The sequence below is a fragment of the Nocardia sp. NPDC047038 genome (genome assembly GCF_040644075.1).
Lineage (GTDB): Bacteria > Actinomycetota > Actinomycetes > Mycobacteriales > Mycobacteriaceae > Nocardia > Nocardia sichangensis.
Map to the genome: position 1 here is coordinate 81,639 of NZ_JBEYVQ010000011.1, position 24,428 is coordinate 106,066.

The window sequence follows — 24,428 nt, forward strand, 5'->3', positions numbered from 1 at the left end:
TGATCATACTATGATGACCGGTCAAGTTACTTTCGAGAAAGGTAGATAGGGATGAAGGTGCTGCTTACGGGTGCGACCGGTTTTCTGGGGCAACGTGTGGTGCATCGGCTGGTGGCCGACGGACACGACGTATCGACGTTGGTCCGGGGCACGGGCAGGCGCATTCCGCAGGTAACCGTCGTGCCGGGCAGCCTCGAGGACGTGGCAGCCTGGGAAGATCGGCTGGCCGGTATCGACGTCGTCGTTCATGCGGCGGGATTGGTGTCGACGTGGGCTCCTCAGCGTGCCCTCGATGAGGCGATCGTGGAGGGCACGCGCGATGTGCTGGCTGCGGCCGTGCGGCACGGTGTACGCCGATTCGTCTATATCAGCAGTGAATCAGTGCTGCAGGACGGTCGGCCGCTGCTCGACATCACCGAATCCCAGCCCACCCCGGCCGTGCCCAGCTCGCGCTACGGCCAAGCGAAACTCGCCGCCGAACACCTGATCCGCGCGCACGCGGATGTGATCGAGACGATCGTGCTGCGGCCCACCTTCATCTGGGGTCCGGGTTCGGGGCAGCTGGCCGACCTGGCCACCCGCGCCCGCGCCGGCAAGCTGCCGCTGATCGATCACGGCATGGCAAGTTTCGAACATGTCCACGTCGACAACGTCGCCGCCGCTGTCGCCGCCGCGCTGAGCGAGGGCACGCCCGGCGGCACGTACCTCATCACCAACGCCGAGCCGATGCCGGTCCGCGAGTTTCTGACCGGCGTGCTCGCTGCCCAGGGCGCGTCGATGCCGACTCGGTCGGTCCCGTCCGGGCCGCTATTCGCCCTCGCCCGTGCCGCCGAATGGCTCTGGTCCACCCTGCCGCTGCCCGGGCGTCCGCCACTGACCCGATTCGAGATCGAATTCCTCGCCCTGCCAAGGCGATACGACATCACCCTGGCCCGCCACGAGCTGAAGTACGAGCCCGCCATCGGCTTCGCAGAGGGCATCGCGGGTCTCGACGAAACCCGCCGGCCCATCTAGCCGCAGCGCGGATCGGGCGGAGCCGCCCCATCACTGATCGAGGTTCCGCTTTCACGTGTCTGGCTCTAGTCGACTAGAGTGCGCGCTCATGCCGATGAGTGGATGTCAAGAAGCGAACTTGGCGACGGCTTGCGCGGTGACCGGCGTGAAGAGGTTGATCAGGTTGCCGTCGGGATCGCGGAACAGCAACGACCGGTTCCCCCACGGCATCGTCGTGGGCTCGTTGACGAAATCCTCGACCGCATCCCGCAACCGTCGGTAATCGGCATCGACATCGGGGACCAGGAATTCGATGATCGCGGTGTGGTTGTCGGCTGGGCGCGCGCTGCCTGCCGCGAACAGCGCCACGGTGCGGGTGCTTCCGATCGCGAGTGCGCCGGCCGGTGTGACGATTTCGGCGAAATCCGTTGTAGCCCACGTTGCTTCGACACCGGTCACGTGCTGATAGAAGCTGACCAACCGCTGGATGTCATCGGTGATCAGGCGGATCGAGACGAGCTTCATTGTGTGCTCCTGCTGTCGGATGAGGCGGAAGTTCCGCCGCCGCATGCCACCGTAGAGTCGATACCGGACAGTTTCCGCCCGGTATAGATGCGAGAATTTCCCGATGACACGCCCCACCGCCCGCGTGCTGGCCCTGCTCGAGCTGTTGCAGGCCGGCGGTACCCATACCGTCGGTGAACTGGCCGGACGGCTCGGCGTCGATGAACGCACCGTCAGGCGATACGTCACCCATCTCACCGACCTGGATATCCCCGTCCGATCGGTTCGGGGCCGCTACGGGGGCTACCAGCTCGCCCCCGGGTACCGAATGCCGCCGCTGATGCTGACCGACGACGAGGCGGTGGCGGTGTTACTCGGACTCCTCACCAACCGCGGCGCCGACCGATCGACAGCTTCCGGCCGCGCAGCCGACAGCGCGACGGCCAAACTCCGCCGCGTCCTGCCCGCCCGCCTGACGGCCCGGCTGGACGCATTGATCAACACCGTCGAGTTCACCGCCGACGCTCGCCCGGAAGCCGCTGTCGAGACCGCCGTCCTGCTCCGCCTCGCAGAGGCCACCCGCGAGCACCGACCGGTCGCGATCGACTACACCGACCGAAACGGGCGGCCCAGCGAGCGGACCGTGCACCCCTACGGGCTCGTCGACCACTCCGGCCGGTGGTACCTCACAGGGCAGGACAGCAACAGCGACGAACTACGCCAGTTCCGGCTGGACCGGATCACCGCGGTGACCACACTGCCCGAAACGTTCACTCCGCCCACCGGATTCGAGCCGGCAGCTCACCTACTGTCCGCACTTGCCACGGCGCCCTACCGGCACGAGGTATCAATCCAAGTGCAGGGCACGCTCAGCCAGGTCCGCCCGCTGCTCCCCGCGACGATCGCGACCATGCACGAGATCGACTCACCGCCGCCCGACACCCGCCCGTGGGTCCGGGTCCGAATCCGGGCCGAACAACTCGACTGGATTCCCCCAGTCCTCGCCGGTCTGAATCGCCCGTTCGTCATCGAACACCCCGACACCCTCAAAGACGCCGTACGCGCCCTGGCCTACCTACTCACCGCGGCCGCCGACGGCCCATACCAAACCCATTGGCAGCCCCCACCGGCCACCTAGACCCGATCCTGGCCGGGATCAAGCCCCTACCACCAGTCTTAAGTAGCCGCATAGCGCGCTGATCGGAACCGGCTCGCGGGCAGTGCTGGCGGAACGACGGAGCCCCCACCAGATACCAGACGGGGGCTCAAGCCCCTCTGGCCGCATCACCCAGCTCGCTCTAGTGAGCTCGAGTGCGCGCTCATGCCGATAACCGTTCTCGCCGCTGGAGGTTGCGTGCATTCGGTTCCACGTCAACTACAGCACGCTCACGTAGTTTCCGTAACGACCGTTCAGGGCGTCCGTGGCGGCTTCGGCGATCATCTGGCGGCCATCTTGTGAGCATCGGGTCAGAAACGCCCGCACACGAGGCCCGGACCAACTGGCTGCTGCGACCGCTGGCCAGTACGCCAGGAGCTTATGGTCGAGATCGTGGAAACTGGCCTCGGCGTAGTCGATGACGGCGTCGACCGCGGTGTCGGGGAAGTTCAGTCGCAGCATCGCGACCGCGCGCAGCGCGCCGTCAGCGAGAAGTTCGACCTCTTGTTGCAGCCACCACATGGCGGGGGCCGGGCATTGTCGACGTCACGACCCAGGCGGACGATGGCGTCGCCAAGAGCAGCGTTGACCATCGTTGCCGAGCGAGGTTGCAGCGTCAGTGTTTCAACAGTTCGACATCCTCGCGGCTGCCGGTCGTTCCCAGCGCCATGATCAATTGGTACTGCGTCTCCCAGGTGCGTTTGTCCAGCACTTCGCGTTCGAGCGCGGCGCGGACTTGGGCCGCTGTTGTCGTGTCTGCGAGCGCGCGCAGCCGTTTTGCGCCGCGTCGCCGCCGCGCCTGTACCAGCTCCCATAACGGTGCCGGACGAGCGATGAGAGGACTCGCCGCACACGGCACAGGCTCGCCCGTCGGGCTTGGGCACCACACCCCCGCTGCGAAACAACAACTGTCATCACATGATTCGGAGGGTCGCGGGGTGGGCGGTCCGATCCGGTGACGTCCGCCCCGCGACTCCGATGGGACAGCCCGACCAACCCGACCGGACCGTCCCCGTAACGCACAACGCGGCTACCGGCGGCTGGGCGCCACCGGTAGCCGGGCGTTACGCACGGGTCATCGCTTCATCAGCGCGCGCAGGGCGGCGATCGAGGCCCGGCGTTCGTAGGCGATCCAGGCGAAGATCGCAGTGAGCGCCAGCGGGAAGGGGGCCAATTCCGGGGTGTCGGCCAGGAACGCGTTGAAGCCGGCGGCGAGGAAGGTGACGATCGCCAGGCCGATCGCGGCGGCCGCGGTCAGGCGGGGCACCATGAGTCCGATCCCGCCCGCGACCTCGGCGAGACCGATGAAGACCAGCAGCGCCAACGGGATCGAGAAGGCGGTGGCGTTGTTTTCCATCAGGGTCTGCGGGATGACGAGCTTCGGGCCGCCGGAGGCGATGATGAAGAACAGACCGAGCACGATCTGCAGGGTCCACAGGACGCGGTTGCGGATCTTGCCGGGGTGGACGGCGGCGGTGGTCTGGGTGGCGGTGATGGCGGTCATTTCTTGTTCCTTCTGGGTCGGTCGCGCCGGGTTGGTGGCGCGTTCACCAGTACGGACGGGGGCGGTCCGGAAAACTCATCGCCGCAGTCGAAAGAATCTTCACCGCGCCGTCGGGACCGGATGTGCGCTGTGTTTCCGGCCAGAGCTGCCCTCGGATCGAACTGATCCCGATCAGGACGCACGGAAATGCCGCATACCGTGCGGTCGAGGTCGGCCATCGCACCGCGCCGGCGAAACGCCTGAGCCCCCACCCGAATACCGGATGGGGGCCTCAGTAGAGTCGCTACCAGCAGCGATGCAAGCGCTGCCCTACTTCTTCGCAGACGCTAATCCGCTACGGAACTCGACCCCCTTGACATCCGATATCTGCACGTCAAACGCACTGTTCAGCGCTCGACTCACCTTACGTAGCCAAATAAGCTCTGCGCGTAGCTCACCGATCGAACCAGGTAGGCACCGACCGGAGACCGATCCTCTCGTCGCATCGCCCGGCCGCCCAACTGGCGGCGGATCTCCTCGTCCGGATACGGGGTGCTCCGGCTCGCCTGCTGGAACGCACGCATGAACGCGGACATCGCCGCGGCGATCGGCGCGTACCGGGTGATGACCGTGGCGGCCTGCTCAGGGATGCCCTCCGGCGGCTTGCCCTCGGCGAACTCGCACACCATCGCGGCACGTGCCTCCCGGTCCTCACGCCGGGGCCCGTAGAGGGCGGTGACCAACCAGTTCACCAGGTGCGTAGCGGTGAAGCCGCGGTCGTAGCTCTGGTTCTGATCGAAGAACGTGGCATCCTCCGGCGAGAGGTCGAATCCGCAGGAGAGCGCGAGGCCGCGATACACCCTGCGACGGGCGGCCCTCATCCACATCGACGGATGAGGGCCGTCCAGTCAGTGCGGTGGCTGGTTCACGCCGCGGCTCACTGGGAAGGCGCCAGTACCGGGCTGTTGTGATAGGCGGCAATCAGCCACTGATGGTTGCGCTTCTCGAGGACCCACGTCGCGTTCACCTTGCGCTCGTCGGTGGGAACTTCGGTCTCGCCGGCGAACAGGATGGCGGATTCGCTGATGACGATCGCGGCATCCTCGCCGATGAAGCGGACGCTGAGCTGTTTGTTGTAGGTTGAGCTGCCCGCGAGCGGCCCTGCGAAGGCCAGCGCCATGCTCTGGCGGATCACCTCACGACTGTCGCGGAGCGAGCCCGCCATGATGGCAGTCGCGTCCGCGGTGTAGTTGGCGACCATGGCGTCGGCGTCGCCCGCCTCCCACGCCTTGTAGGAATCAGCCAGCACGGCCTGGATCGCGGCCTCGTCTGCGGCGCGATGGTTCGACATCGGAGTCTCCCTTGGTGGTCGGATCGCCTGCAGTGTTCCGGCGACCTCGGGAATACATACCGGCGGCGGCATCCGAACTCATCGCGCCGCTGGAAGGAAACTCTCGGGTCTAGGCGTCGAGTCGGGCCGCCAGGCCGAAAGCCGCGAAAATCTCGGGATCCTGGAACACCGAATTCCGGCTGATGCCCTCGGGGGTGACTGTGAAGATCTGGAGCGTGTGCAGTTCGTACCGGCCACCGACGCGCTGATAGGCGGCGAATCCGGGTTGGCCGCCGTTGGCGGCGACTTGCTGGAGAACCCAGTCCTTCCCGGCTGCCTCGAAGACCCATTCCATGAACAGGCCGTAGTTGCCGCGGCCGGAGAACCAGTTGAGCATCGGCGGCATCTCCATGATCACGTCCTCGGTGAGCAGACGCTTGAGGCCCTCGATGTCGGCGTGCGCGAACGCCGTCATGTAGCGCTCGACCCAGGCGCGCTGCTCGGTCGTGGACGGTTCGCGGACCCGTTCCAACCCGACCCCGATCTCTTTCAGGCGGGTGCGCGCCCGCTGCAGGGAGCTGTTCACCGATACGACGGTGGTGCCGAGAATTTCCGCCGTCTCGGCCGCGGAGAAGCTGAGCACCTCACGCAGGATCAGCGCACCGCGCTGACGCGCCGACAGGTGCTGCAGGGCGGAAGCGAATGCCAAGCGCAGGCTGCTGTGATCGATCACGGTCGCGGACGGATCGGCGTTGTCCAGCAACGAATCCGGTAAGGGCTGCAGCCAGGCGGCGTGCTCTCCCCGCACGAACGGCCCGAGCGGATCCGCCGCGGCCACCAGTCCCGATGGCAGCGGTCGGCCGCCGCGAGTCTGCAGCGCGGTCAGGCAGACATTGGTCGCGATCCGGTAGAGCCAGGTGCGCGGTGAGCTGCGCGTTTCGTCGTACTGCTCCCGCGCCCGCCACGCCCGCAAATACGTGTCTTGGACCAGGTCCTCAGCGTCGTGCGCCGAGCCCAGCATCCGGTAGCAGTACGCCAGCAGCTCCGTTCGGAACGGTTCGATCCGACGATCGAAGCCTTCTTCCCTCGTCATCACGCCTCATCTCCACGACCGTCGCGAGCACCAGATCGGCGACTGCGGTGGTCATCCGCTGCGGAAGGGTCGACCACCACGCGGGTCGTCAACAGCCCGTACATGGCCGACCTCTCGGCCATGCGCTTCAGCCGCATACCGCGCTGATCGAACCGACCGGCGCGCAGCCCGGCCGTACGGCTGGGCCCCCACCCGAGATACCGGACGGGGGCCCAGCAGAGTCTCTACTAGCAACGATGTGCGCGCTACCCTACTTCTTCGCAGCGCCTCAGACGTTGAAGCGGAACTCGACCACGTCGCCGTCGGTCATGACGTAGTCCTTGCCTTCCATGCGGACCTTGCCCGCTGCTTTGGCGGCGGCCATGGAGCCTGCATCGACGAGGTCGGCGTAGGCGACGACTTCGGCCTTGATGAAGCCGCGTTCGAAGTCGGTGTGGATGACGCCTGCGGCCTTCGGGGCGGTGTCGCCCTGGTGGATGGTCCAGGCGCGGGCTTCTTTCGGCCCTGCGGTGAGGTAGGTCTGCAGGCCGAGGGTGTGGAAGCCGGCGCGGGCAAGGGCGTGCAGGCCGGGTTCGGTCTGGCCGATGGATTCGAGGAGTTCGATGGCGGATTCCTCGTCGAGTTCGAGCAGTTCGGCTTCCACCTTGGCGTCGAGGAAGACGGCGTCGGCGGGGGCGACGGAGGCTTTCAGCTCGGCGACCTTCGCCTCGTCGGTGAGCACCGACTCGTCGGCGTTGAAGACGTAGAGGAAGGGCTTGGTGGTGAGCAGCGAGAGCTCTTTCAGCAGCTCGGTGTCCACCTTGCCGGCCGCGGCGAACAGGGTGGTGCCGCCGTTGAGGATCTCCTGCGCGGCCTTGGCGGCGTCGGCGACCGGCTTGCGGTCCTTCTTGACCTTGGCTTCCTTCTCCAGGCGCACGACCGCCTTCTCCAGGGTCTGCAGGTCAGCCAGGATGAGCTCGGTCTCGATCACCTCGATGTCGGCGCCCGGGTCGACGCGGCCGTCGACGTGCACCACGTCGTCGTCGGCGAACACCCGCACCACTTGGCAGATGGCGTCGGCCTCACGGATGTTGGCGAGGAATTTGTTACCCAGGCCCGCGCCCTCGGAAGCGCCCTTCACGATGCCTGCGATGTCGACGAACGACACGGTGGCGGGCACGATCCGCTCGGAGGAGAAGATCTCGGCCAGCTTGTTCAGCCTCGGATCGGGCAGCGGAACCACGCCGACGTTCGGCTCGATGGTCGCGAATGGGTAGTTCGCGGCGAGCACGTCATTCTTCGTCAACGCATTGAACAGCGTCGACTTCCCGACGTTCGGCAGACCGACAATTCCCAAGGTGAGACTCACGAGGAACAGAGTCTACGCGGCACCCCAACCCGACTCCCCCGCGAGTGGCACATGGTGGAGACGGCTTCTCGCGGTTTGCCGCAGCCATGTGCCACTCGCGGCCGTCTCAGGGGATGAGGACGACTTTGCCGAGGTTGGCGTGGGCTTCGATGACGGCGTGGGCGGTGGCGGCTTCTTCGAGGGGATACTCGGCGTGTACGGCGGGGCGTAGTTGGCCGGAGGCGAAGTACTGCCAGAGTTCCTGGCGCCAGTGGTCGTAGGTGTCCGGTTGGGTTCGCGCTATGCGGGCCATCTGGAAGCCGATCACGGATTTCGCGCCGACGAGCAGGTCGTAGGCCTGGATGACGCCGCCGCCGGAACTGTAGGCGACCAAACGGCCGCCGGGGGCCAGCGCGGCGAGGGCGGGCGAGAGCAAGTCGCCGCCGACGGCGTCGAGCATGTAGTCGACGGGGGCGCCCCAGGATTCCTGGCCGTATTCGACCACCTCGTCGGCTCCGAGTTCCCGCACGAACTCCGACTTCGCGAGATCCGACACCGCGCCGACCACCCGCGCCGCGCCACGGACCCGCGCCAACTGGACCGCGAGGTGGCCGACGCCGCTCGCGGCGGCGGTGATCAGGGCGGACTCCCCTTCCCTTGGCGATGCGGCGCTGAGCGCACCGAGCGCCACCAGGCCGCTGCGCACCAGCGCGACCGCGTCCACCGCCGACGCACCGTCCGGAATCGGCGACGCCATGGCCGCCGAGAGCAGGGCGTAGTCGGCGTAGCCGTGTCCGAACACGAGACCGGTCACGCGGTAGCCGGGCGCGTATCGGTCGACGCCCTCGCCCACCGCGACCACCTCGCCCGCGATCTCGCCGCCCAACGCGATCGGTTCGCGCTGCTCACGCACCTTCCGCACCACCGGCAGGGTCACCCCGACCGCCTCGACACGGACCAGAAGCTCACCCGGCCCTGGTGTCGGGACTTCGACCGAGACGAGCTCGAGCACCTCGGGACCACCGCTGCGCTCGTACTGCACCCGCCGCATCACACCTCCAGAAATCGTCAGGAGGCGCAACGGTAACCGGATCGCGGGTGGTGATCACAGTCCACTACACGCTGTAGTGGTACATCTCACCGCTGGTCGAGACCGGCGGAGAGCAGCCGGAGCGTTGGGTCCGCGGCGATGCCGTGCGGTCCATCGTCGAGGCGATGGCTATGGCGGACCTCGCGCGGATGGTCATCGTCAGCAACAGCGCCGGAGTCGCCGCACCCGGCGACGATCGGTTCCCCCGCTTCGTGGTGAAGCCGCTGATCCTGTGCCCGCTGTTGCGGCACAGCCTGGCCGGCATGTCCGCGGCGGAGCACGTCGTCCGTGATTCGGCGCTGGACTGGACGATCGTCCGCGCACCTCAGCTCTCGAGGCACTCCTGTCGGTCCCCCGGCGTAGCGTGACCGCATGGAGCCGACCTCCGAGGTGGTGACGGCGCGTCCGGCACCCACGCTCGCCTCGTTCATCGACCGGTACGTCGGTTATCGCATGTCCGGGTTCGCGGCGGGGATGCATCGTGGGTTGCCGTCGCGGCACATGACTTTCATCGTCGCGATCGGGCCCACGATCGACGTCGTCGAGCAGACGGATCCACGGCAGTCGCCCCAGAACTATCGGTGTGTGCTGAGCGGCCTGCAAGCGAGCACGGCGCTGATCGCGCACGACGGTCGTCAGGAAGGTGTGGCCGTGTCACTCACGCCGCTGGGTTGCCGCACCTTGTTCGGCATGCCCGCGGCGGCGCTGTGGGACACGTCGGTCGAATTCGCCGACGTCGTCGGACCTGTCGGATCGGAGCTGTGGGAGCGATTGCAGTATGCGCCGAGCTGGCCGGAGCGTTTCGGTGTCTGCGATCGGGTGCTCTCGGCGCTGGCCGATCCGGTCCGTGCGGTCGGTCCCGAACTCACCTGGGCGTGGCGTGCGGTGGTCGGTTCCGGCGGCGGAATCGCGGTCGGCTCGCTCGCCGCGGAGGTCGGGTGGACCAGACAGCATCTGACGCGCCGGTTCAATCGCGAGTTCGGCCTGAGCCCGAAACTCGCGGCCCGGATCACGCGTTTCGAACGGGCGCGCCGGATGCTGGCGCACACGCCCTCCTACGTCACCATCGCCCAGGTGGCCGCCACGTGCGGGTATTACGACCAGGCTCATCTGGATCGGGACTTCGCCGACCTCGCCGGAACCAGCCCGACCGCGTGGCTGGCCGAGGAGATTCCATCTGTCCAAGCCCCGGACGAGTCCGCCGGATGACGATGAAGGCATGACGAATCCGACAGAAGTCAGCACCCGCACCGCCGTCTGGCCCACGCTCGTTTTCCGCGACGCCCGCGCGATGGCCGCCTTCCTGATCGAGGCGTTCGGCTTCCGGGAGGCCGCGCTCTACGCCCGCGAGGACGACCCATCGATCGTCGAGCACGCTGAACTGCGCTGGCCGCTGGGCGGCGGTGTCATGTTCGGCTCGGCAGGTAAGGACGACAGCCCGTTCAGCACCCGCCCGACCGGCACCAACTCGGTCTATCTCGTCTGCGAGGAGCCCGACGCGCTGTTCGCCCGCGCCACCGCCGCGGGCGCCGAAGTGGTCCGTGGCCTGCGCGACGAGGACTACGGCTCACGCGGCTTCACGGTCCGCGACCCGGAAGGCAATCTCTGGAGCTTCGGCACCTACTGGGGCGCTTGATCGGCCTGAGGACGAAGCCTCCTCGCAGAGCGCAGCCGCGGCCCGGCGACGACTTTCGCCCGGCCGCGGCACCGCACCGCACCGCACCGCACCGCACCGCACCGCACCGCACCGCACCGCACCGCACCGCACCGCACCGCACCGCACCGCACCGCACCGCACCGATGAGGATCGTTCGTTCGCCCGCCACGTCCAGACCGTATGAACACCAGACAGCGACGAGAATCGCGAGGGCGCGGACGAGCGCGCTGGGCGCTCACCGAGAACCTGAGCAGGTAAGCGAATCCGTCTCCCACCCGAGACCGGGGAATCCGAAAAAGTCAGTCGGCACGAGCCCGGCAACGCGATATCCCCACCAACGCGCGGGGCCGTCACCAAATAGCACCGGCGACCAGAAAGGCGCGAATCACGCGGACCGAGCACACCCGCTCAGCGCCCGCCGAAGCCCGACATCGCGATGCCGCGGATGAACGCGCGCTGGGCTATCGCGTAGATGAGCAGCAGTGGGAGCAAGATGACGACCGCGGCGGCCATGAGGATGGGCCACTGGGTGTAGTACTGGCCTTGCAGCCGGACCAGTCCCAGTGTCGCGGTGGCGACGTCGTCGCGCTGGATCATGACCAGCGGCCAGAGGAAGTCGTTCCACACGGTGATCCAGGTGAGCACGGCGAGCACCATAAGGGCCGGACGGGTGTGCGGCAGCAGCACCCGCCAGTACACCTGCCAGGTGGAACAGCCGTCGAGGATGGCGGCCTCCTCGAGTTCCTCGGGCAGCGTGCGGAAGAACTGCCGCATCAGATACGTGCCGAACGCACTGCCGAACAGGCCCGGCACGATCATCGCCCACGGGGTGTCCACCCAGCCGAACGCCCGCATCAGCAGGAACTGCGGGATCACCGTCACGGTCAACGGCACCATCAGCGTCGCGAGGTAGGCCAGGAACAGCATGTCGCGCCCACGAAAACGCAGACGCGCGAAGGCATAACCGGCCAACGAGCAGAAGAAGACCTGCCCCGCCGTGACGCACAACGCGTAGATGGTGGTGTTGAGCAGCATCCGCCCCATCGGCAGCAGATCGAAGACCTTCCCGTAGTTCGACCACTGCGGCCGCTGCGGAAGGAACGCCGCATCGGCGATCTCGCCGTCCCGTTTCAGCGAGCCCGACACCGCCCACAGGATCGGCAGCAGCGCGCACCACGCGATGCCGACCAGCACCGCGTATATCGCGGTTCCGCGCACCACTCGCCGCACGATAGCCCGGTCGACCCGGCCGAGCGCGACGAACGCGCGGTCGCGTCGAACCGGCAGCGCGCGCCGCACCGCCTCGTAGGTGTTCACCGTTCCACCTCCGACCGCCGGGCCATCCGCAGTTGCACCAGTGTCAACAGGAACAGGATCGCGAAGATCACCCAGGCGAGCGCGGAGGCGTACCCGACCTCGTAGAAGCCGAACGCGTTCTGGAACAGCATGATCCCCAGCAGGTACGTACCCGTCTCCGGCCCCCCGTTGCCGCCGGTCAGCGCGTATGCCTGGTCGAACGCCTGCACCGAATTGATGATCGTGATGATGAAGACGAACGACAGCGGCCCCCGGATCAGTGGCACGGTGATCGCGAAGAATCGCCGCAGCGCCCCGGCTCCGTCGATCTCGGCGGCCTCGTAGAGCGTCTCCGGTACGCCTTGCATGGCGGCGAGCAGGATGACCGTCGCGAACGGCACGCTCTTCCACACGGTGACGATGCTGAGCGAGACCAGCGCCCAGTCGGGGTCGGTCAGCCAGGGCACCGCGTCGATGCCGATCCAGCCGAGCGCGACGTTGAGCAGCCCGTCGTCGGTGAACAGGAACCGCCACACCACGGCCATGGCGACCGCCGAGGCGACCAACGGCAGAAAAGCGATGGTGCGAAATAGGCCTATGCCGGCCAATTTTCGATTCAGCGCGGCGGCGACGGCGAGTCCGATCAGCACCGTGGGCACCAAGGTCAGCAGCGTGAAAACGGCCGTGTTGCGTAATGCGATGAGAAACAACGGGTCCGAGGTGAACAGCCGCCGATAGTTGTCCACACCGACAAATCGCATGGGGCTGAACAGGTCCCACGAATGAAAACTCAGATAGAGCGAAAAACCCAACGGGAACAACAAGAAAACCGCGACGGCCGCCACGTTGGGCGCGACGAATGCCCAACCGGCCCGCTCGCGCCGCCGCGCCAATCGGGAGGCGACCCCCGTTTTGCCCGATGTTTGCGATCGCCGCGCTGCCATCATGGCGTCTCCAGCAGCGCGTCGACGTCGGAGGCGAAACGGCCGTCCAACGAGGCGGCGGTGGCGGCGCCGCGCAGCACTCGGTTGGAGCCGCGTTCGAGCAGGGCGGACACCTTCCCCCAAGCGGAGGTGATCGGCAGCGGGCGGGAATTGGCCGGACCGGCGGTGAACACCTCGAGATTGCGGATCTCCCGGTGCGCGGCGGCGAACCCCGGTGAGTTCATCGCCGACTGGAGCACGGGGACGAACAGCCCGGACGCGGCGATGATCTCCTGACCCACCGGTCCGGTAGCGAATTTGACGAATTCCCAGGCCTGTTCGACACGCGGGCTGCCCGCGGCGATGGCCAGGCCCGTGCTGCCGACGTCGGTGATCGCGCCGGGACCGCCGTGCGGGCCCACCGGCAGCACCGTGATGTCGATCGGGAGATCGTCGTGTCCGGCGAATTCGGAATACAGCCAATGCCCGCCCAGCGCCATCGCGGCCCGGCCGCGCCGGAACAGGTCCGGGGCCGAGACGGAAAGCGTGTCGGCGGCTTTCGGCGCCACGCGGTGGCGTACGGCGAGGTCGGCGTAGAACTGGAATCCTTCGGCGAACCGCGGATCGCCGAGGTTGGTCCTGGTCGGACGCACCGAGGGCGAGAACCATTCGGCGCCGTTGTTCATGCCGAAGCAGGCCGCCGAGAAGTACGGCACCCAGGCGTCGGCGAACCCCCACCGGGTGCGAGACGAGTCATGCCTGGTCAACGCCTCGGCAGCAGCCAGGAACTCGTCGAAAGACCAGGCGTCGCGCCAGCGCGCGGGCGGAGTGATCCCGGTTCCGTCGAACAGCTCCCGGTTGTAGTACAGGAAGACGCCGGACCACTGTTCGGGCAGGGCGTACTGCCCGCCCGCGTAGGTGAAGGTGTCGTACAGCGCCGGATAGCTGTCGGCGCGCAGCTGGGCGGCGTACCGCGGATCGCGGTCGAGCAGGGTGTTCAGATCCAGCAGTACCCCGCGCTCGGCCAGCCCCGCGTAGGTCAGCTCCCACGCCATCAGCACGTCCGGGCATTTCCCGCCCGCGCAGTAGGTGAGCATCTGCTGGAGCGGGTCCGGACCCGACATGATGGTGCGAATCCTGATGTCGGGATGCAGCTTCCGGAACTCGTCGATGATCGTCAGCCGGACCCTGGCCTCTTCCGGCCTGGCCTGGAAGAAGAAGGTCAACGCGTCGTCGTCGGAGCCGCAGCCGCCGCTCGCCAGTAGTGGCGCGGCCAGCGCCGACCCGAGCAGCGTCCGGCGACGGACCCTGGCGACGGGATTCGCACGCAACACAGCCCTCCTCCAGGGCGGATGTGGAGCTTCTCGAACGGCATGGCAGCATACGTTCGGCAATCACATGGTGACGGCCGACACATGAACAATATTTCACGGTGCGCGTCCGACGTCCGGAATCGGCACGACGGCGATCATCGATCGGTTACGTTGTCACGTGTTTGAGCAAGATCCTGCGCGTTTTACAGGAGAGTAGGCAGATGGCGACAATCGAATATCTGCGGACCGATCCCGATCTGCCGCCCGTCGGCGTGGTCGACAAGTCCCCGATCACACCGGCCAAGAAATTGATCTTCGCGGGGATCGCCGCACTCGGCGCCATAGCGTGGGCGGTGCTCGCCATCTCACGCGGCGAATCGGTGAACGCGGTGTGGATCGTGATCGCGGCGGTGTGCACCTACATCATCGCGTACCGGTTCTACGCCAGGTTCATCGAACGCAAGATCGTCAAACCACGCGACGACCTGGCCACACCCGCCGAAATCCTGGAGAACGGCAAGGACTACATGCCGATGGACCGGCGGGTGCTCTACGGGCACCACTTCGCCGCCATCGCGGGCGCGGGGCCGCTGGTCGGTCCGGTGCTGGCCGCGCAGATGGGCTACCTGCCGGGGACCATCTGGATCGTGGTCGGCGTGGTGCTGGCCGGCGCGGTGCAGGACTACCTGGTGCTGTGGGTCTCGATGAAGCGGCGCGGGCGCAGCCTGGGGCAGATGGCGCGCGACGAGCTGGGCGCGATCGGCGGCTGGTCGGCCATCGTGGGCGTGCTGGTGATCATGATGATCCTGCTGGCGGTGCTCGCGCTGGTGGTGGTCAACGCGCTCGCGCACAGCCCGTGGGGCGTGTTCTCGATCGGCATGACCATTCCGATCGCACTGTTCATGGGTGTGTACCTGCGGTTCCTCCGGCCGGGCAAGGTCGGCGAGGTCTCCGTGATCGGGTTCGCCATGTTGCTGCTGGCCATCGTCGGCGGCGGTTGGGTGTCGGAAACCGACTGGGGCGCGGACTGGTTCACGCTCTCGCCGGTGACCATCTCCTGGCTGCTGATCGCCTACGGTTTCGTCGCCTCGGTGCTCCCGGTGTGGCTGCTGCTCGCCCCGCGCGACTACCTGTCGACGTTCATGAAGGTGGGCACCATCGTGTTGCTCGCGGTCGGCATCCTGGTCACGCTGCCGGTGCTGCACGCCCCCGCCGTCTCGTCGTTCGCGTCCAGCGGTACCGGACCGGCTTTCGCGGGTTCGCTGTTCCCGTTCCTGTTCATCACCATCGCCTGCGGCGCGCTGAGCGGCTTCCATGCGCTCGTTTCCTCCGGCACCACGCCGAAACTGCTGGAGAAGGAATCGCACGCGCGGATGATCGGCTACGGCGGCATGCTGATGGAGTCGTTCGTCGCGGTCATGGCGATCATCACCGCCTCGATCATCGATCAGCACCTGTACTTCGCGATGAACGCGCCGCTCGGTCTCACCGGTGGCACCGCGGAGAAGGCCGCGGCCTACACCAACAGCCTCGGGCTCAGCGGTCCGGCGATCACTCCGGCCGAGCTGAGCCAGGCCGCGAGCGATGTCGGCGAATCATCGATCATCTCCCGCACGGGCGGCGCGCCGACGCTGGCGGTCGGCATCTCCGAGGTGTTCCACCAATTCCTGGGCGGCGCGAGCATGAAGTCGTTCTGGTACCACTTCGCGATCATGTTCGAGGCGCTGTTCATCCTGACCACGATCGACGCGGGCACCCGGGTGGCCCGGTTCATGCTCTCCGACGCGCTGGGCAACTTCGGCGGTGTGGCGAAGAAGTTCCGTGATCCGTCCTGGCGGGTGGGCGCGTGGCTGTGCTCGGCCGTCGTGGTCGGCGCGTGGGGCTCGATCCTGCTGATGGGTGTGACCGATCCGCTCGGCGGCATCAACACGCTGTTCCCGCTGTTCGGCATCGCCAATCAGTTGCTGGCCGCCATCGCGTTGACCGTCGTGCTGGTGATCGTGGTGAAGAAGGGCCTCACGAAATGGGCCTGGATTCCGGCGATTCCACTGGTCTGGGACCTCTTGGTGACGATGACGGCGTCGTGGCAGAAGATCTTCTCCGCCGATCCGAAGCTCGGTTACTGGAAGCAGCACAGCATCTGCCGAGCGGCGCAGGACGCCGGGAAGCTGTGCCTGACGGCGAAGACCCAGGACGACATGAACGCGATCGTGCGCAACACCTTCATCCAGGGCACTTTGTCGATCATCTTCGCTGTGCTGGTACTGATCGTGGCGGTGGTGGGCGCGCTGGTGGCCTTCCGCGCCTGGCGCTCCGGGGAGACGACGACCACCGAGACGCCCGAACAGCCGTCGAAGATCTTCGCGCCCAGCGGATTCCTCGCCACCGCGGCGGAGAAGGAAGTCCAGAAGGAGTGGGACGAGTTGATCGCGACCGGGAAGGCGCGCGCCTCCGGCGCGGCACACGTACACGCGCAATGAGCGACTCCGCGAAGCAGGGCGCCGATCGGTCCGCGCGACCGGTCGGCGCCCGGCTGCGCGCCGCGGCCCGCGCCTGCGGCGACGGCATCCGAGCGGGCGTCTGGTGGTTCGACTCGATCCTGGGTGGGCAGGACTACCAGCGTTACGTGGAGCACCTGCGGCGCAGCCATCCCGGCTGCGCCATCCCGACCGAGCGGGAGTACTGGCGGCAGCGGCATGCCGAGGCCGATCGCAATCCGGCCAACCGGTGCTGCTGACCGAAAAGATTTTCGGCGCGCGTCACCACATGCCGATTCGGTAGTTGCCACAACTGTTGACCCGGCAACGGCTGTGCGATCTCATGGTCGTCGTGCGAGGTCGCGGCTACCCCCAGCGATGGTGGCCGATTCCCGCTAGCACGGGTTCGCCGCAGCTGCCATTGTGGTGTGCGTGACGATCACGGCATTGGATTTCGAACGTTGCTACCGGGCGGTGTCGACCCGAGACTCGCGATTCGACGGGCAATTCTTCACCGCGGTGCGAACCACCGGAATCTATTGCCGTCCTTCTTGTCCGGCGATCACGCCGAAGCGGGCCAACGTGTCGTTCCTGCCGACCGCCGCCGCGGCGCAGCAGGCGGGTTACCGCGCCTGCCGCCGCTGCCTGCCGGACGCGGCGCCCGGCTCGCCGCTGTGGAACACAAGGGCGGATCTGGCCGCGCGGGCGATGCGGCTGATCGGAGACGGCGTGGTCGAGCGGGCCGGGGTACCGGGGCTGGCCGCCACGCTCGGCTATTCCCAGCGGCAGCTCACCCGGGTACTGACCACCGAACTGGGCGCGGGGCCGCTGGCGCTGGCCAGGGCGCACCGCGCGCACACGGCGCGGCTGCTGATCCAGACCACCGCGATGCCCATGTCCGACATCGCGTTCGCGGCGGGTTTCGCCTCGATCCGCCAGTTCAACGACACGGTGCGCGAGGTGTTCGCGGTCAGCCCCACCACCATGCGGCTCGAAGCGCAGCGCGCGAGAACCGGAACCCCCGCGCGTCCCGCGCCGTCCGGCAGCGGCTCGCTCACGCTGCGGCTGCCCTACCGGGAACCGCTCGACCGGGCCTGGCTGGAATGGTTCCTGTCCGCGCACGTGGTGCCGGGCATGGAATTGTGGGAGGACCGCGCCTACACCAGGAACCTGCGCACGCCACACGGGCACGCCACCGCGCGGCTGAGCTTCCAGCGCGACCATGTGCGCGCGGATTTGTCCCTGCACGACATGCGCGATCTCGCGCCGACGGTGACCAGGCTGCGGCACCTGCTCGACCTGGACGCCGACCCGGTCGGCATCGATGAAGCGCTCGGTGTCGGGCCCACGGCGCACGGCGGCTCCCCGAAACGGCCGCCTGAGCAGGCCGCCGAATATCTGCCGGACGCGGGGGCGGGGTCACCGCCGGAGAGCGAAGCGCTGACCGAGATCGACCCGGTCGACGTCGGTCGCCCGTCGTTCACCCCCGGCATCCGTGTGCCCGGGTGCGTCGACGGCGCAGAACTATTGCTGCGCACCATGATCGGGCAGCAGATCTCGGTGGCCGCCGCCGCCACGCACACCGCCCGACTGGTCGAGGCACTCGGAGAACGGGTGGACGGGCCGATCCCGCTGCTGTTCCCGACGCCGGAGGTGATCGCCGAACGCGGCGCCGATATTTTGACCGGACCGGCGCGGCGCATCCGATCCATCACCGCGGCCGCCGAGGCGCTCGCCTCCGGGGAGCTGGCGCTGCACCAAGGGCGCACCGCCGCCGACCTGCGCCGCGACCTGCTCGCGCTGGACGGTGTCGGGCCGTGGACGGCCGATTACGTGACCATGCGCCTGCTCGCCGATCCGGACGTCCTGCTCGGCACCGACTTGGTCGTCCGCCGCGGCGCGAGCCTGCTCGGCATCGATCTGACGGACACCGCACGCTGGGTGCCGTGGCGGTCGTACTTGTCCATGCACCTGTGGAAAACGGCACTGACCAGCCGCGCCACACCTTCCGTCGTCCCCGCGCTCGCCACTACGAAAGGCAGTGTCGAATCATGAACGCCAGCTTCGCCGTCCGCACCGACGTCGGTAGCACCCGCACCGTCACAGCGGATTTCGCCCTCACGGAGACACCGCTCGGCCCGTTCACCACGCTCGTCGACCCCGACGGCGCGGTGCTGGCCTCCGGTTGGACCTCCGACGCGGAAAACCTGCGCGGCCTGATCCACCCCGCCTTGCGGCCCGGCCGACTGCGGCAGCGGGATTCGCTGGGCGAGGTGACCGGTGCCGTAACCGCCTATCACGAAGGCGATCTCACCGCGATCGACCCGATTCCCGTTCGCCAGCAGTCCGGGGAATTCCTCGTGCACGCCTGGGAAGTGCTCCGCGCCGTCCCGGCGGGGAGCCCACTCACCTACACCGAATTCGCCGCCCGCGCCGGCCGCCCCGACGCCACGCGCGCCGCGGCCAACGCCTGCGCCCGCAACGCCGCCGCCCTCTTCGTGCCCTGTCATCGGATCCTCCGCATCGGCGGCGCACTCGGCGGCTTCCGCTGGGGATTGCCGGTGAAACGGTGGCTGCTCGACCACGAGGGCTGACGTCTCGCGACTCGCCGCGCAGGGCATCGGCCACGAGCAGGAGGACCTACAGCAACGGCGTGCGTCACGTCGGCGTGCTAGCCCAAGACGGCAAAAGCCTGTCGTTCGGCGAGGCAGTAACGTGCTGATCGCCGACCGTCAGTCCTCGACGCTCAGTCAAGGGTGCGCCCGGGCAGCTCAGCGTGCCCCCGCGCGGCCTGCACGGTGCCGCTCATCCGGGTAGGTCGCGCGGACGCCTACGGTCGCCGTGGCCCACTCTCGCGGCTGATTTCCAGCCGGAAGCGTGCACGTCGTTTGGGCGGTTGCGAGGCGAACACGCCCACGCTCCGCTGCCTACGGGCCGGCTCTCGCGGGTGAGGACGTGATGCGCTGCGTCCGGACAGGCCGCTCGGCAGTGCAGCCGATATGTTCACGTCCGGTACGCAGCGGCCGGTAAGCCGTCGGCAGCGTGTCGCCACGGCCGGGTACACCCACCGCCTGCAGGGCTCAACCGCCGAGCAGCCGGAACCGCCGAGCAGCCGGAGTCCGCGCTCAGGCGATCGTCGCCTGGAGACGGGAGCCGTCGCGGCCGCGTACGACGTGCAGGCGGCTGGGGATGCGCTGGCGCATCTCGTCCACGTGGCTGACCACGCCGACCACGCGTCCGCCCGCGCGGAGTTCGTCCAGCACGCCCATCACGGCGTCCAGGGTGTCGGCGTCCAGGCCGCCGAATCCCTCATCGATGAACAGCGTGTCCAGCACGAGGCCACCGGATTCGGCGGCGACGGTGTCGGCCAGGCCGAGCGCCAGCGAGAGCGAGGCCATGAAGGTTTCGCCACCGGACAGCGTCTTGGCCGGGCGGATGGCTCCGGTGTAGTCGTCACGGATGTCCAGGCCGAGGCCGCCTCGGCGACCACGCGGGCCTGCCTTGTCCGAGTGGACGAATTCGTAACGGCCGCCGGACATTCTGCGTAGCCGCAGCGAGCCCGCCTGCGCGACTTCCTCCAAGCGTGCGGCCAGGACGTAGGAGTGCAGGGACATGCGGCGGTTGTTCGCACCGCGCCCGGCGACCAGGTCGGCGAGACCGTCGAGTTCCTCGAACGCTCGTTGTGCCGGGGCGATCCGATCCACAGCGGCCCAGAGTTGGCCGCCGAGCTCCTCGAGCTGACTCGCTCGCCTGCTCGCCTCGGCATGGGCGGCCACAGCGGCGTTGAGCGCGGTCTGCGCGGCCGTCACCAGCGCGTCGAGTTCGGCGGGGTCGCCGGGCTCCTGCTCCGACGCCGCTCGGATCTCCGGTTCCGCCAGCACCGCTTCCGCCGCGGCACGGGCACGGTCGGCGGCCACGAGTTCCGCTTCGATCTCGGCCTGCCGCCGAGAGTCACGCGACGCGGCGTTGACGACTTTCGCGTAGGCGGTCAAGCGCGCGACATCGTCTCCCATCGTGTCGCGAGTTCGAGTGCCGACAAGCGCCGGTTCCTCGGCGCCGACGGAGTCCGAAGCGGCCATCTCGGCGGATTCCGGGAGCTGAGCCGGACCGCCGGACAGAGCCGAGCCTTCAGTAGTGACCGACGCGGAGCCCGGAGCCGACGACGAACCGCCATACTCGCCTTCCTGCACGAAACCCGCGACGCCGGCGAGATTTTCGACCCGATCGGCGATCAGGGACACCTGCTCACGCGCCGCCACCGCTTCGGCGCGGGCGTCGCGCAGGGCGGTCGCCTCGGCGACGAGAGCGGCGAGCCGGGCACGGCGGCGGTCGATGGTCAGGTCGGCGCCCGCCGCGCTCCGCAGCCGGTCGGTGAGCTCGCCGAGGCGCCTTTCGGCGGAGGCGACGGTGGCGGCGACCGCGCTGCGGCGCGCCTCGGATGCGCGCAGCTCGTCGTGCAGGCGCGCCTCGTCACCGCGCAGGCGCGTGAGTTCGGCTTCCAGCCCGTCGGCGTTGGCGGCCAGTTCCGAAGTGTCCTCGTAGCGGTCGGTCGCGGCGCGCAGGGCCGCGGCGAGTTCGACGCGGTCGGTATCGCCGCCGCGAGCGACCAGCGCTTCGATCTCGCGTTCCAGGCCGGTGATGCGAGCCAGCGCGCGATCGCGGACGTCCTCCGCGGCACGCTCGGCCGCCACCGCGGCTTCCTCCTCGTCCTTGGACACCGCGGTGTCGGTCGGCTGGGCGGGTGCGGGATGCTGCGCGGAACCGCAAACCGCGCAGGGGCTTCCGTCGACCAGCTCGCCGGCCAGTTCGGCGGCCATTCCGCTCAGCCTGCGCTCACGCAGATCCAGCACGAGTTCTTTGGCGTCGAGGTGCGCGGCGCGGGCGGCATCGAACTCGATGCGGGCGTGATCGAGCGCGGTGCGCCGGGCGGCCAGCTCGACCGCGGCCGTGGCGGCCGCCTGCAACCGTTCGGTCTCCGCGGTGATGCCAGGCAGGGCGGCGACCGCTTCGGCGGCCTCGCGCAGCCTGGCCTCGGCCGCGGTGAGCACGGCGGGCAGCTCCTCGCGCCGTGCGGCGAGTTCGGTGACACGCCGGGCCAGCGTCGCGTCCTCGGTGCGAAGGGCGTCGAGTTCACCACCGAGCCGGGTGGCGGTGGCGGCGTCGGTGCGCACTTCGTCCAGCGCACCGATCTGCGCGCTCCAGCGCTGGACCGCCGCGTCGATGTCGGCGTCATCGCGTACCCGGTCGCCGTCGACCAGTTCGGCGCCGCCGAGTTCGGCGCTCTCCGGTTCCAGCAGGCGGGCTGCGAGCCGCTCTGCCGCCGTGCGCTTTTCGCCCTCGCGCCTGCGCTGGGTTTGCACCGCCGTACGCGCTTCGTCGATGGCGGCGACGACCGGCGCGGCCCGGCGAGCGAGGTCGAGTTCGGCTTGCAGTGCGGCGCGCCGATCCGCGCCCGCCACGTAGTCGTCCAGTTGCGCGCGTGCCGAGCTCATGCGGCGACGCAATTCGCGCAGCCGACGCTGCTGTTCGGCCTGCTCCCGGACGCGCGCCGATTCCGCCTGGCAGCGTTCGACTTCTGCCGCGGCCGTGGCCAGGTCGACGCGCGCGGTGGACAAAAGATCCTGCGACCACCCGACGCATTCGCCCGTACCGACCGAATCCGCTACCCCCGCGGCCATGCCCACCTGCGTGATCAGCCGCTTGATGCCGTCGGTACGAGCATCCAGATCCGCTTCGGCGGCGCGACGCTTGTCGGCGAGCCACTGCTCGGCGGTGCCGAAACGCTTCGTGTCGAAGAGTTTTTCGAGCAGCTTCTCGCGATCTTCGTTGTCCGCGCGCAGGAAGCGGGCGAAGTCGCCCTGGGGCAGCAGCACCACCTGGAAGAACTGGTCGGCGCTCATGCCGAGCAGGCGCAGCACCTCCTCGCCGATATCCGGTATCCGGGAGAGGTTCTCGCCTCGGCCGTCCAGCCAGGCCAGCGTCGCCTTCGGATTGATCGTGCGCATGCCCGTGCCGTCCCGCTTGGGACGCTGGAACTCGGGGCTTCTGGTCAGACGCAGTCGCCGCCCGCCCAACGTCGCCTCCAGCACCACCTCCGGTGGTGTCTGCTCCGGTGCGTGATCGGAATGCAGGCGCTTGCTCTCCCCGCGCGCACCGGGCACCCGGCCGTAGAGCGCGAACGCGATGGCGTCCAGCACCGTGGTCTTGCCCGCTCCGGTCTGGCCGTGCAGCAGGAACAGCCCGTCGGCGCCGAGCGCGTCGAAGTCGACGACCGTGGTGGCGGCGAACGGGCCGAAGGCGGTCATCTCCAGCTTGTGCAGCCTCATGCCGCCGCGCCTACGCCCGGCCTGGGCAGGGCGCTCATGCGGTCAGTTCCTCGGCGGCGGCCACGGTGGCCACCTGCTCCGGTTCGGCGACGGCGGCGGACAGCGCCCGCTCCAGCCAGGTCATCTCGCTCGAGCTGGGTGCGCCGCGGACGTCGGTGAGGAAGCTGTGGGCTACTTCGATGTCGCGGCGGCCGTGCACTCGCTCACGGTAGCGCAGGTCCGGGCTGCCCTCGGGCCGCACCCATTCGACGTGCACCGCGTAGGGGAACCGTTCGCGCAGCTTGCGCATGGCGTCGACCGGGCGGGCGACGTCGGTGAGCACCGCGGACACGTAGTGCTGTTCGGCCGTGCCATACTCGGCGCCGCTCAGCAGTTCGTCCAGGGTGCCGGTCAGCTTGCTCAGGCCCCGCACCGTCGGTAGGTCCCGGCGGCGCACCGCTCGCAGGCCGGACGCATCCAAGTCGACGATCCAAACCGCTTTGCGATGCGCGTTCTCGCCGAACGAATACGGCAGCGGCGAGCCGGAGTAGCGCACCGCCTCCGCGAGCGTCTGCGGTGAATGCAAATGGCCGAGGGCCACGTAGTCGATGCCGTCGAAAGCGGCCAGCGGAACCGTCTCCACGCCGCCGACCGAGATGGAGCGCTCCGATCCGGTGGCTTCCCCGCCGACCACGAAGGCGTGCGCCAGCACGACCGTCCGCACCCCGGGCCGCCGCGCGATGTCGGCACGTACGCGAGCCATGGCCGCGTCCAGGATCTCCGCGTGCGAGCGCGCTTGCGGCACTTCGAGTTCCGCGCGGGTGATCTCCGGTTCCAAGTACGGGATGCCGTAGAACGCCACCGGCCCGTGCTCGTCTTCCAGCAGCACGGGCCGATCGGCGTCGGCCACGGTGGTGCGCAGATGCAGCCCGCCCGCGGCGGCGAAGCTCGCGCCGGCGCCCAGCCGAGCGGGCGAATCGTGGTTCCCCGAAGTGGCTACGATCCGCGCCCCCGCACTGCGGATCGCCTCGAATCCCCGGTTGCACACCTCGATCGCGTCGGCGCTGGGAATCGACCGGTCGTACACGTCACCCGGCAGCAGCACCACATCGACCGATTCCTCGGCTACCAGCTCCGCGATGGCGGTCAGTGAACGAGCCTGGTCGGCAAGCAGATCGACCCCGTGGAACGTGCGCCCGATGTGCCAGTCCGAGGTGTGCAGCATCCGCATGCCGCGAAACCGTAGGGCAAGGCACCGACAGACTTCAATCGCCCCGCCCGCCGTGTCGGGTTCGCCCAGCCGGAACCCGGCGTGTCCAGCGGACGTGTCCGAGTCGGCGGATCCCGTTCTGCGACGAGCCGAAACCTAACGCACCTCTTGGCCTCCCGAATCCCACGACGTGGGCGATTCCGGATGCCAGAATCCGAACAGCTATGTGAAATATGCGGCAATGCACTGGCCGAGCCGGTTTCCGACGCGA

Annotated in this window: 22 protein-coding genes; 9 read left to right on the plus strand and 13 right to left on the minus strand. The window is 68.4% G+C overall.

Features of this window, described 5'->3' with window-relative positions:
- Positions 1-51: 51 nt before the first annotated feature.
- Positions 52-1,014 carry an NAD-dependent epimerase/dehydratase family protein gene (locus ABZ824_RS28795; RefSeq protein ID WP_356966703.1) on the plus strand — a complete coding sequence of 321 codons (963 nt, stop codon included), beginning with the start codon at positions 52-54 and terminating at the stop codon, positions 1,012-1,014.
- A gap of 105 nt (positions 1,015-1,119) precedes the next feature.
- On the opposite strand, the gene ABZ824_RS28800 is transcribed toward ABZ824_RS28795, so the two are convergent.
- A complete protein-coding gene (locus ABZ824_RS28800) occupies positions 1,120-1,518 on the minus strand; it encodes a VOC family protein (RefSeq protein ID WP_356966705.1) in 399 nt (132 codons plus the stop codon).
- A 103-nt stretch (positions 1,519-1,621) separates the two neighbouring features.
- Between ABZ824_RS28800 and ABZ824_RS28805 the strand changes: the two genes are divergently transcribed.
- The gene (locus ABZ824_RS28805; RefSeq protein WP_356966707.1) at positions 1,622-2,635 is read left to right on the plus strand and encodes a YafY family protein; all 1,014 of its coding nucleotides are present in this window, start codon (positions 1,622-1,624) and stop codon (positions 2,633-2,635) included.
- Between the two features lie 237 nt (positions 2,636-2,872).
- Here the strand turns inward: ABZ824_RS28805 and ABZ824_RS28810 are convergent, their stop codons facing one another.
- The 7 genes from ABZ824_RS28810 to ABZ824_RS28840 all read right to left on the minus strand — a co-directional run bounded on the left by ABZ824_RS28810 (position 2,873) and on the right by ABZ824_RS28840 (position 8,937).
- On the minus strand, positions 2,873-3,175 hold the full coding sequence (locus tag ABZ824_RS28810; RefSeq protein WP_356966709.1) for a hypothetical protein: 303 nt from the start codon (positions 3,173-3,175) through the stop codon (positions 2,873-2,875).
- A gap of 553 nt (positions 3,176-3,728) precedes the next feature.
- Complete coding sequence (locus tag ABZ824_RS28815; RefSeq protein ID WP_356966711.1) at positions 3,729-4,157, minus strand: DoxX family protein; 429 nt, start codon at positions 4,155-4,157, stop codon at positions 3,729-3,731.
- Between the two features lie 398 nt (positions 4,158-4,555).
- Positions 4,556-5,023 carry a hypothetical protein gene (locus ABZ824_RS28820; protein WP_356966713.1) on the minus strand — a complete coding sequence of 156 codons (468 nt, stop codon included), beginning with the start codon at positions 5,021-5,023 and terminating at the stop codon, positions 4,556-4,558.
- A 50-nt stretch (positions 5,024-5,073) separates the two neighbouring features.
- On the minus strand, positions 5,074-5,487 hold the full coding sequence (locus ABZ824_RS28825) for an SgcJ/EcaC family oxidoreductase (RefSeq protein WP_356966714.1): 414 nt from the start codon (positions 5,485-5,487) through the stop codon (positions 5,074-5,076).
- A gap of 109 nt (positions 5,488-5,596) precedes the next feature.
- Positions 5,597-6,559 carry an RNA polymerase subunit sigma-70 gene (locus ABZ824_RS28830; protein WP_356966716.1) on the minus strand — a complete coding sequence of 321 codons (963 nt, stop codon included), beginning with the start codon at positions 6,557-6,559 and terminating at the stop codon, positions 5,597-5,599.
- Between the two features lie 268 nt (positions 6,560-6,827).
- Positions 6,828-7,907, minus strand: a complete 1,080-nt coding sequence (gene ychF / locus ABZ824_RS28835; protein ID WP_356966718.1) for a redox-regulated ATPase YchF — start codon at positions 7,905-7,907, stop codon at positions 6,828-6,830.
- A gap of 106 nt (positions 7,908-8,013) precedes the next feature.
- Positions 8,014-8,937, minus strand: coding sequence for a zinc-binding dehydrogenase (locus tag ABZ824_RS28840; RefSeq protein WP_356966720.1), 924 nt, complete (start codon positions 8,935-8,937; stop codon positions 8,014-8,016).
- A gap of 143 nt (positions 8,938-9,080) precedes the next feature.
- On the opposite strand from ABZ824_RS28840, the gene ABZ824_RS28845 reads away from it, so the two are divergent.
- From ABZ824_RS28845 to ABZ824_RS28855, 3 genes are read left to right on the plus strand one after another with little or no spacing between them, the layout of a single operon-like run.
- The gene (locus ABZ824_RS28845) at positions 9,081-9,344 is read left to right on the plus strand and encodes an NAD(P)H-binding protein (RefSeq protein ID WP_356966722.1); all 264 of its coding nucleotides are present in this window, start codon (positions 9,081-9,083) and stop codon (positions 9,342-9,344) included.
- A 4-nt stretch (positions 9,345-9,348) separates the two neighbouring features.
- Complete coding sequence (locus tag ABZ824_RS28850) at positions 9,349-10,185, plus strand: helix-turn-helix domain-containing protein (RefSeq protein ID WP_356966723.1); 837 nt, start codon at positions 9,349-9,351, stop codon at positions 10,183-10,185.
- 10 nt (positions 10,186-10,195) lie between these two features.
- Positions 10,196-10,612: a VOC family protein gene (locus ABZ824_RS28855; RefSeq protein WP_355078623.1), complete on the plus strand. Its 417-nt coding sequence runs from the start codon at positions 10,196-10,198 to the stop codon at positions 10,610-10,612.
- Positions 10,613-11,041: 429 nt separating this feature from the next.
- On the opposite strand, the gene ABZ824_RS28860 is transcribed toward ABZ824_RS28855, so the two are convergent.
- From ABZ824_RS28860 to ABZ824_RS28870, 3 genes are all read right to left on the minus strand, one after another.
- Complete coding sequence (locus tag ABZ824_RS28860) at positions 11,042-11,866, minus strand: carbohydrate ABC transporter permease (protein ID WP_356966854.1); 825 nt, start codon at positions 11,864-11,866, stop codon at positions 11,042-11,044.
- Positions 11,867-11,946: 80 nt separating this feature from the next.
- On the minus strand, positions 11,947-12,822 hold the full coding sequence (locus ABZ824_RS28865) for a sugar ABC transporter permease (RefSeq protein ID WP_356966856.1): 876 nt from the start codon (positions 12,820-12,822) through the stop codon (positions 11,947-11,949).
- A gap of 50 nt (positions 12,823-12,872) precedes the next feature.
- Positions 12,873-14,183 (minus strand): sugar ABC transporter substrate-binding protein, encoded by a 1,311-nt coding sequence (locus ABZ824_RS28870; protein WP_356966725.1) that lies wholly within the window; start codon positions 14,181-14,183, stop codon positions 12,873-12,875.
- A gap of 203 nt (positions 14,184-14,386) precedes the next feature.
- Here ABZ824_RS28870 and ABZ824_RS28875 point away from each other — a divergent pair, with 203 nt between their 5' ends.
- The 4 genes from ABZ824_RS28875 (at position 14,387) to ABZ824_RS28890 (ending at position 19,236) form a co-directional block, all read left to right on the plus strand.
- The gene (locus tag ABZ824_RS28875; protein ID WP_356966727.1) at positions 14,387-16,645 is read left to right on the plus strand and encodes a carbon starvation CstA family protein; all 2,259 of its coding nucleotides are present in this window, start codon (positions 14,387-14,389) and stop codon (positions 16,643-16,645) included.
- A gap of 86 nt (positions 16,646-16,731) precedes the next feature.
- Entirely contained in the window at positions 16,732-16,902 is a 171-nt protein-coding gene (locus ABZ824_RS28880; RefSeq protein WP_355078664.1) for a YbdD/YjiX family protein, read from the plus strand.
- 163 nt (positions 16,903-17,065) lie between these two features.
- The gene (locus ABZ824_RS28885; protein ID WP_356966729.1) at positions 17,066-18,697 is read left to right on the plus strand and encodes an Ada metal-binding domain-containing protein; all 1,632 of its coding nucleotides are present in this window, start codon (positions 17,066-17,068) and stop codon (positions 18,695-18,697) included.
- A complete protein-coding gene (locus tag ABZ824_RS28890) occupies positions 18,694-19,236 on the plus strand; it encodes a methylated-DNA--[protein]-cysteine S-methyltransferase (RefSeq protein ID WP_356966731.1) in 543 nt (180 codons plus the stop codon). The genes ABZ824_RS28885 and ABZ824_RS28890 overlap by 4 nt, the downstream gene beginning before the upstream one ends.
- Positions 19,237-19,767: 531 nt before the next feature.
- On the opposite strand, the gene ABZ824_RS28895 is transcribed toward ABZ824_RS28890, so the two are convergent.
- Positions 19,768-22,968, minus strand: a complete 3,201-nt coding sequence (locus tag ABZ824_RS28895) for an SMC family ATPase (protein WP_356966732.1) — start codon at positions 22,966-22,968, stop codon at positions 19,768-19,770.
- Positions 22,969-23,002: 34 nt separating this feature from the next.
- Positions 23,003-24,178, minus strand: a complete 1,176-nt coding sequence (locus ABZ824_RS28900; protein ID WP_356966734.1) for an exonuclease SbcCD subunit D — start codon at positions 24,176-24,178, stop codon at positions 23,003-23,005.
- Positions 24,179-24,428 lie beyond the last annotated feature (250 nt).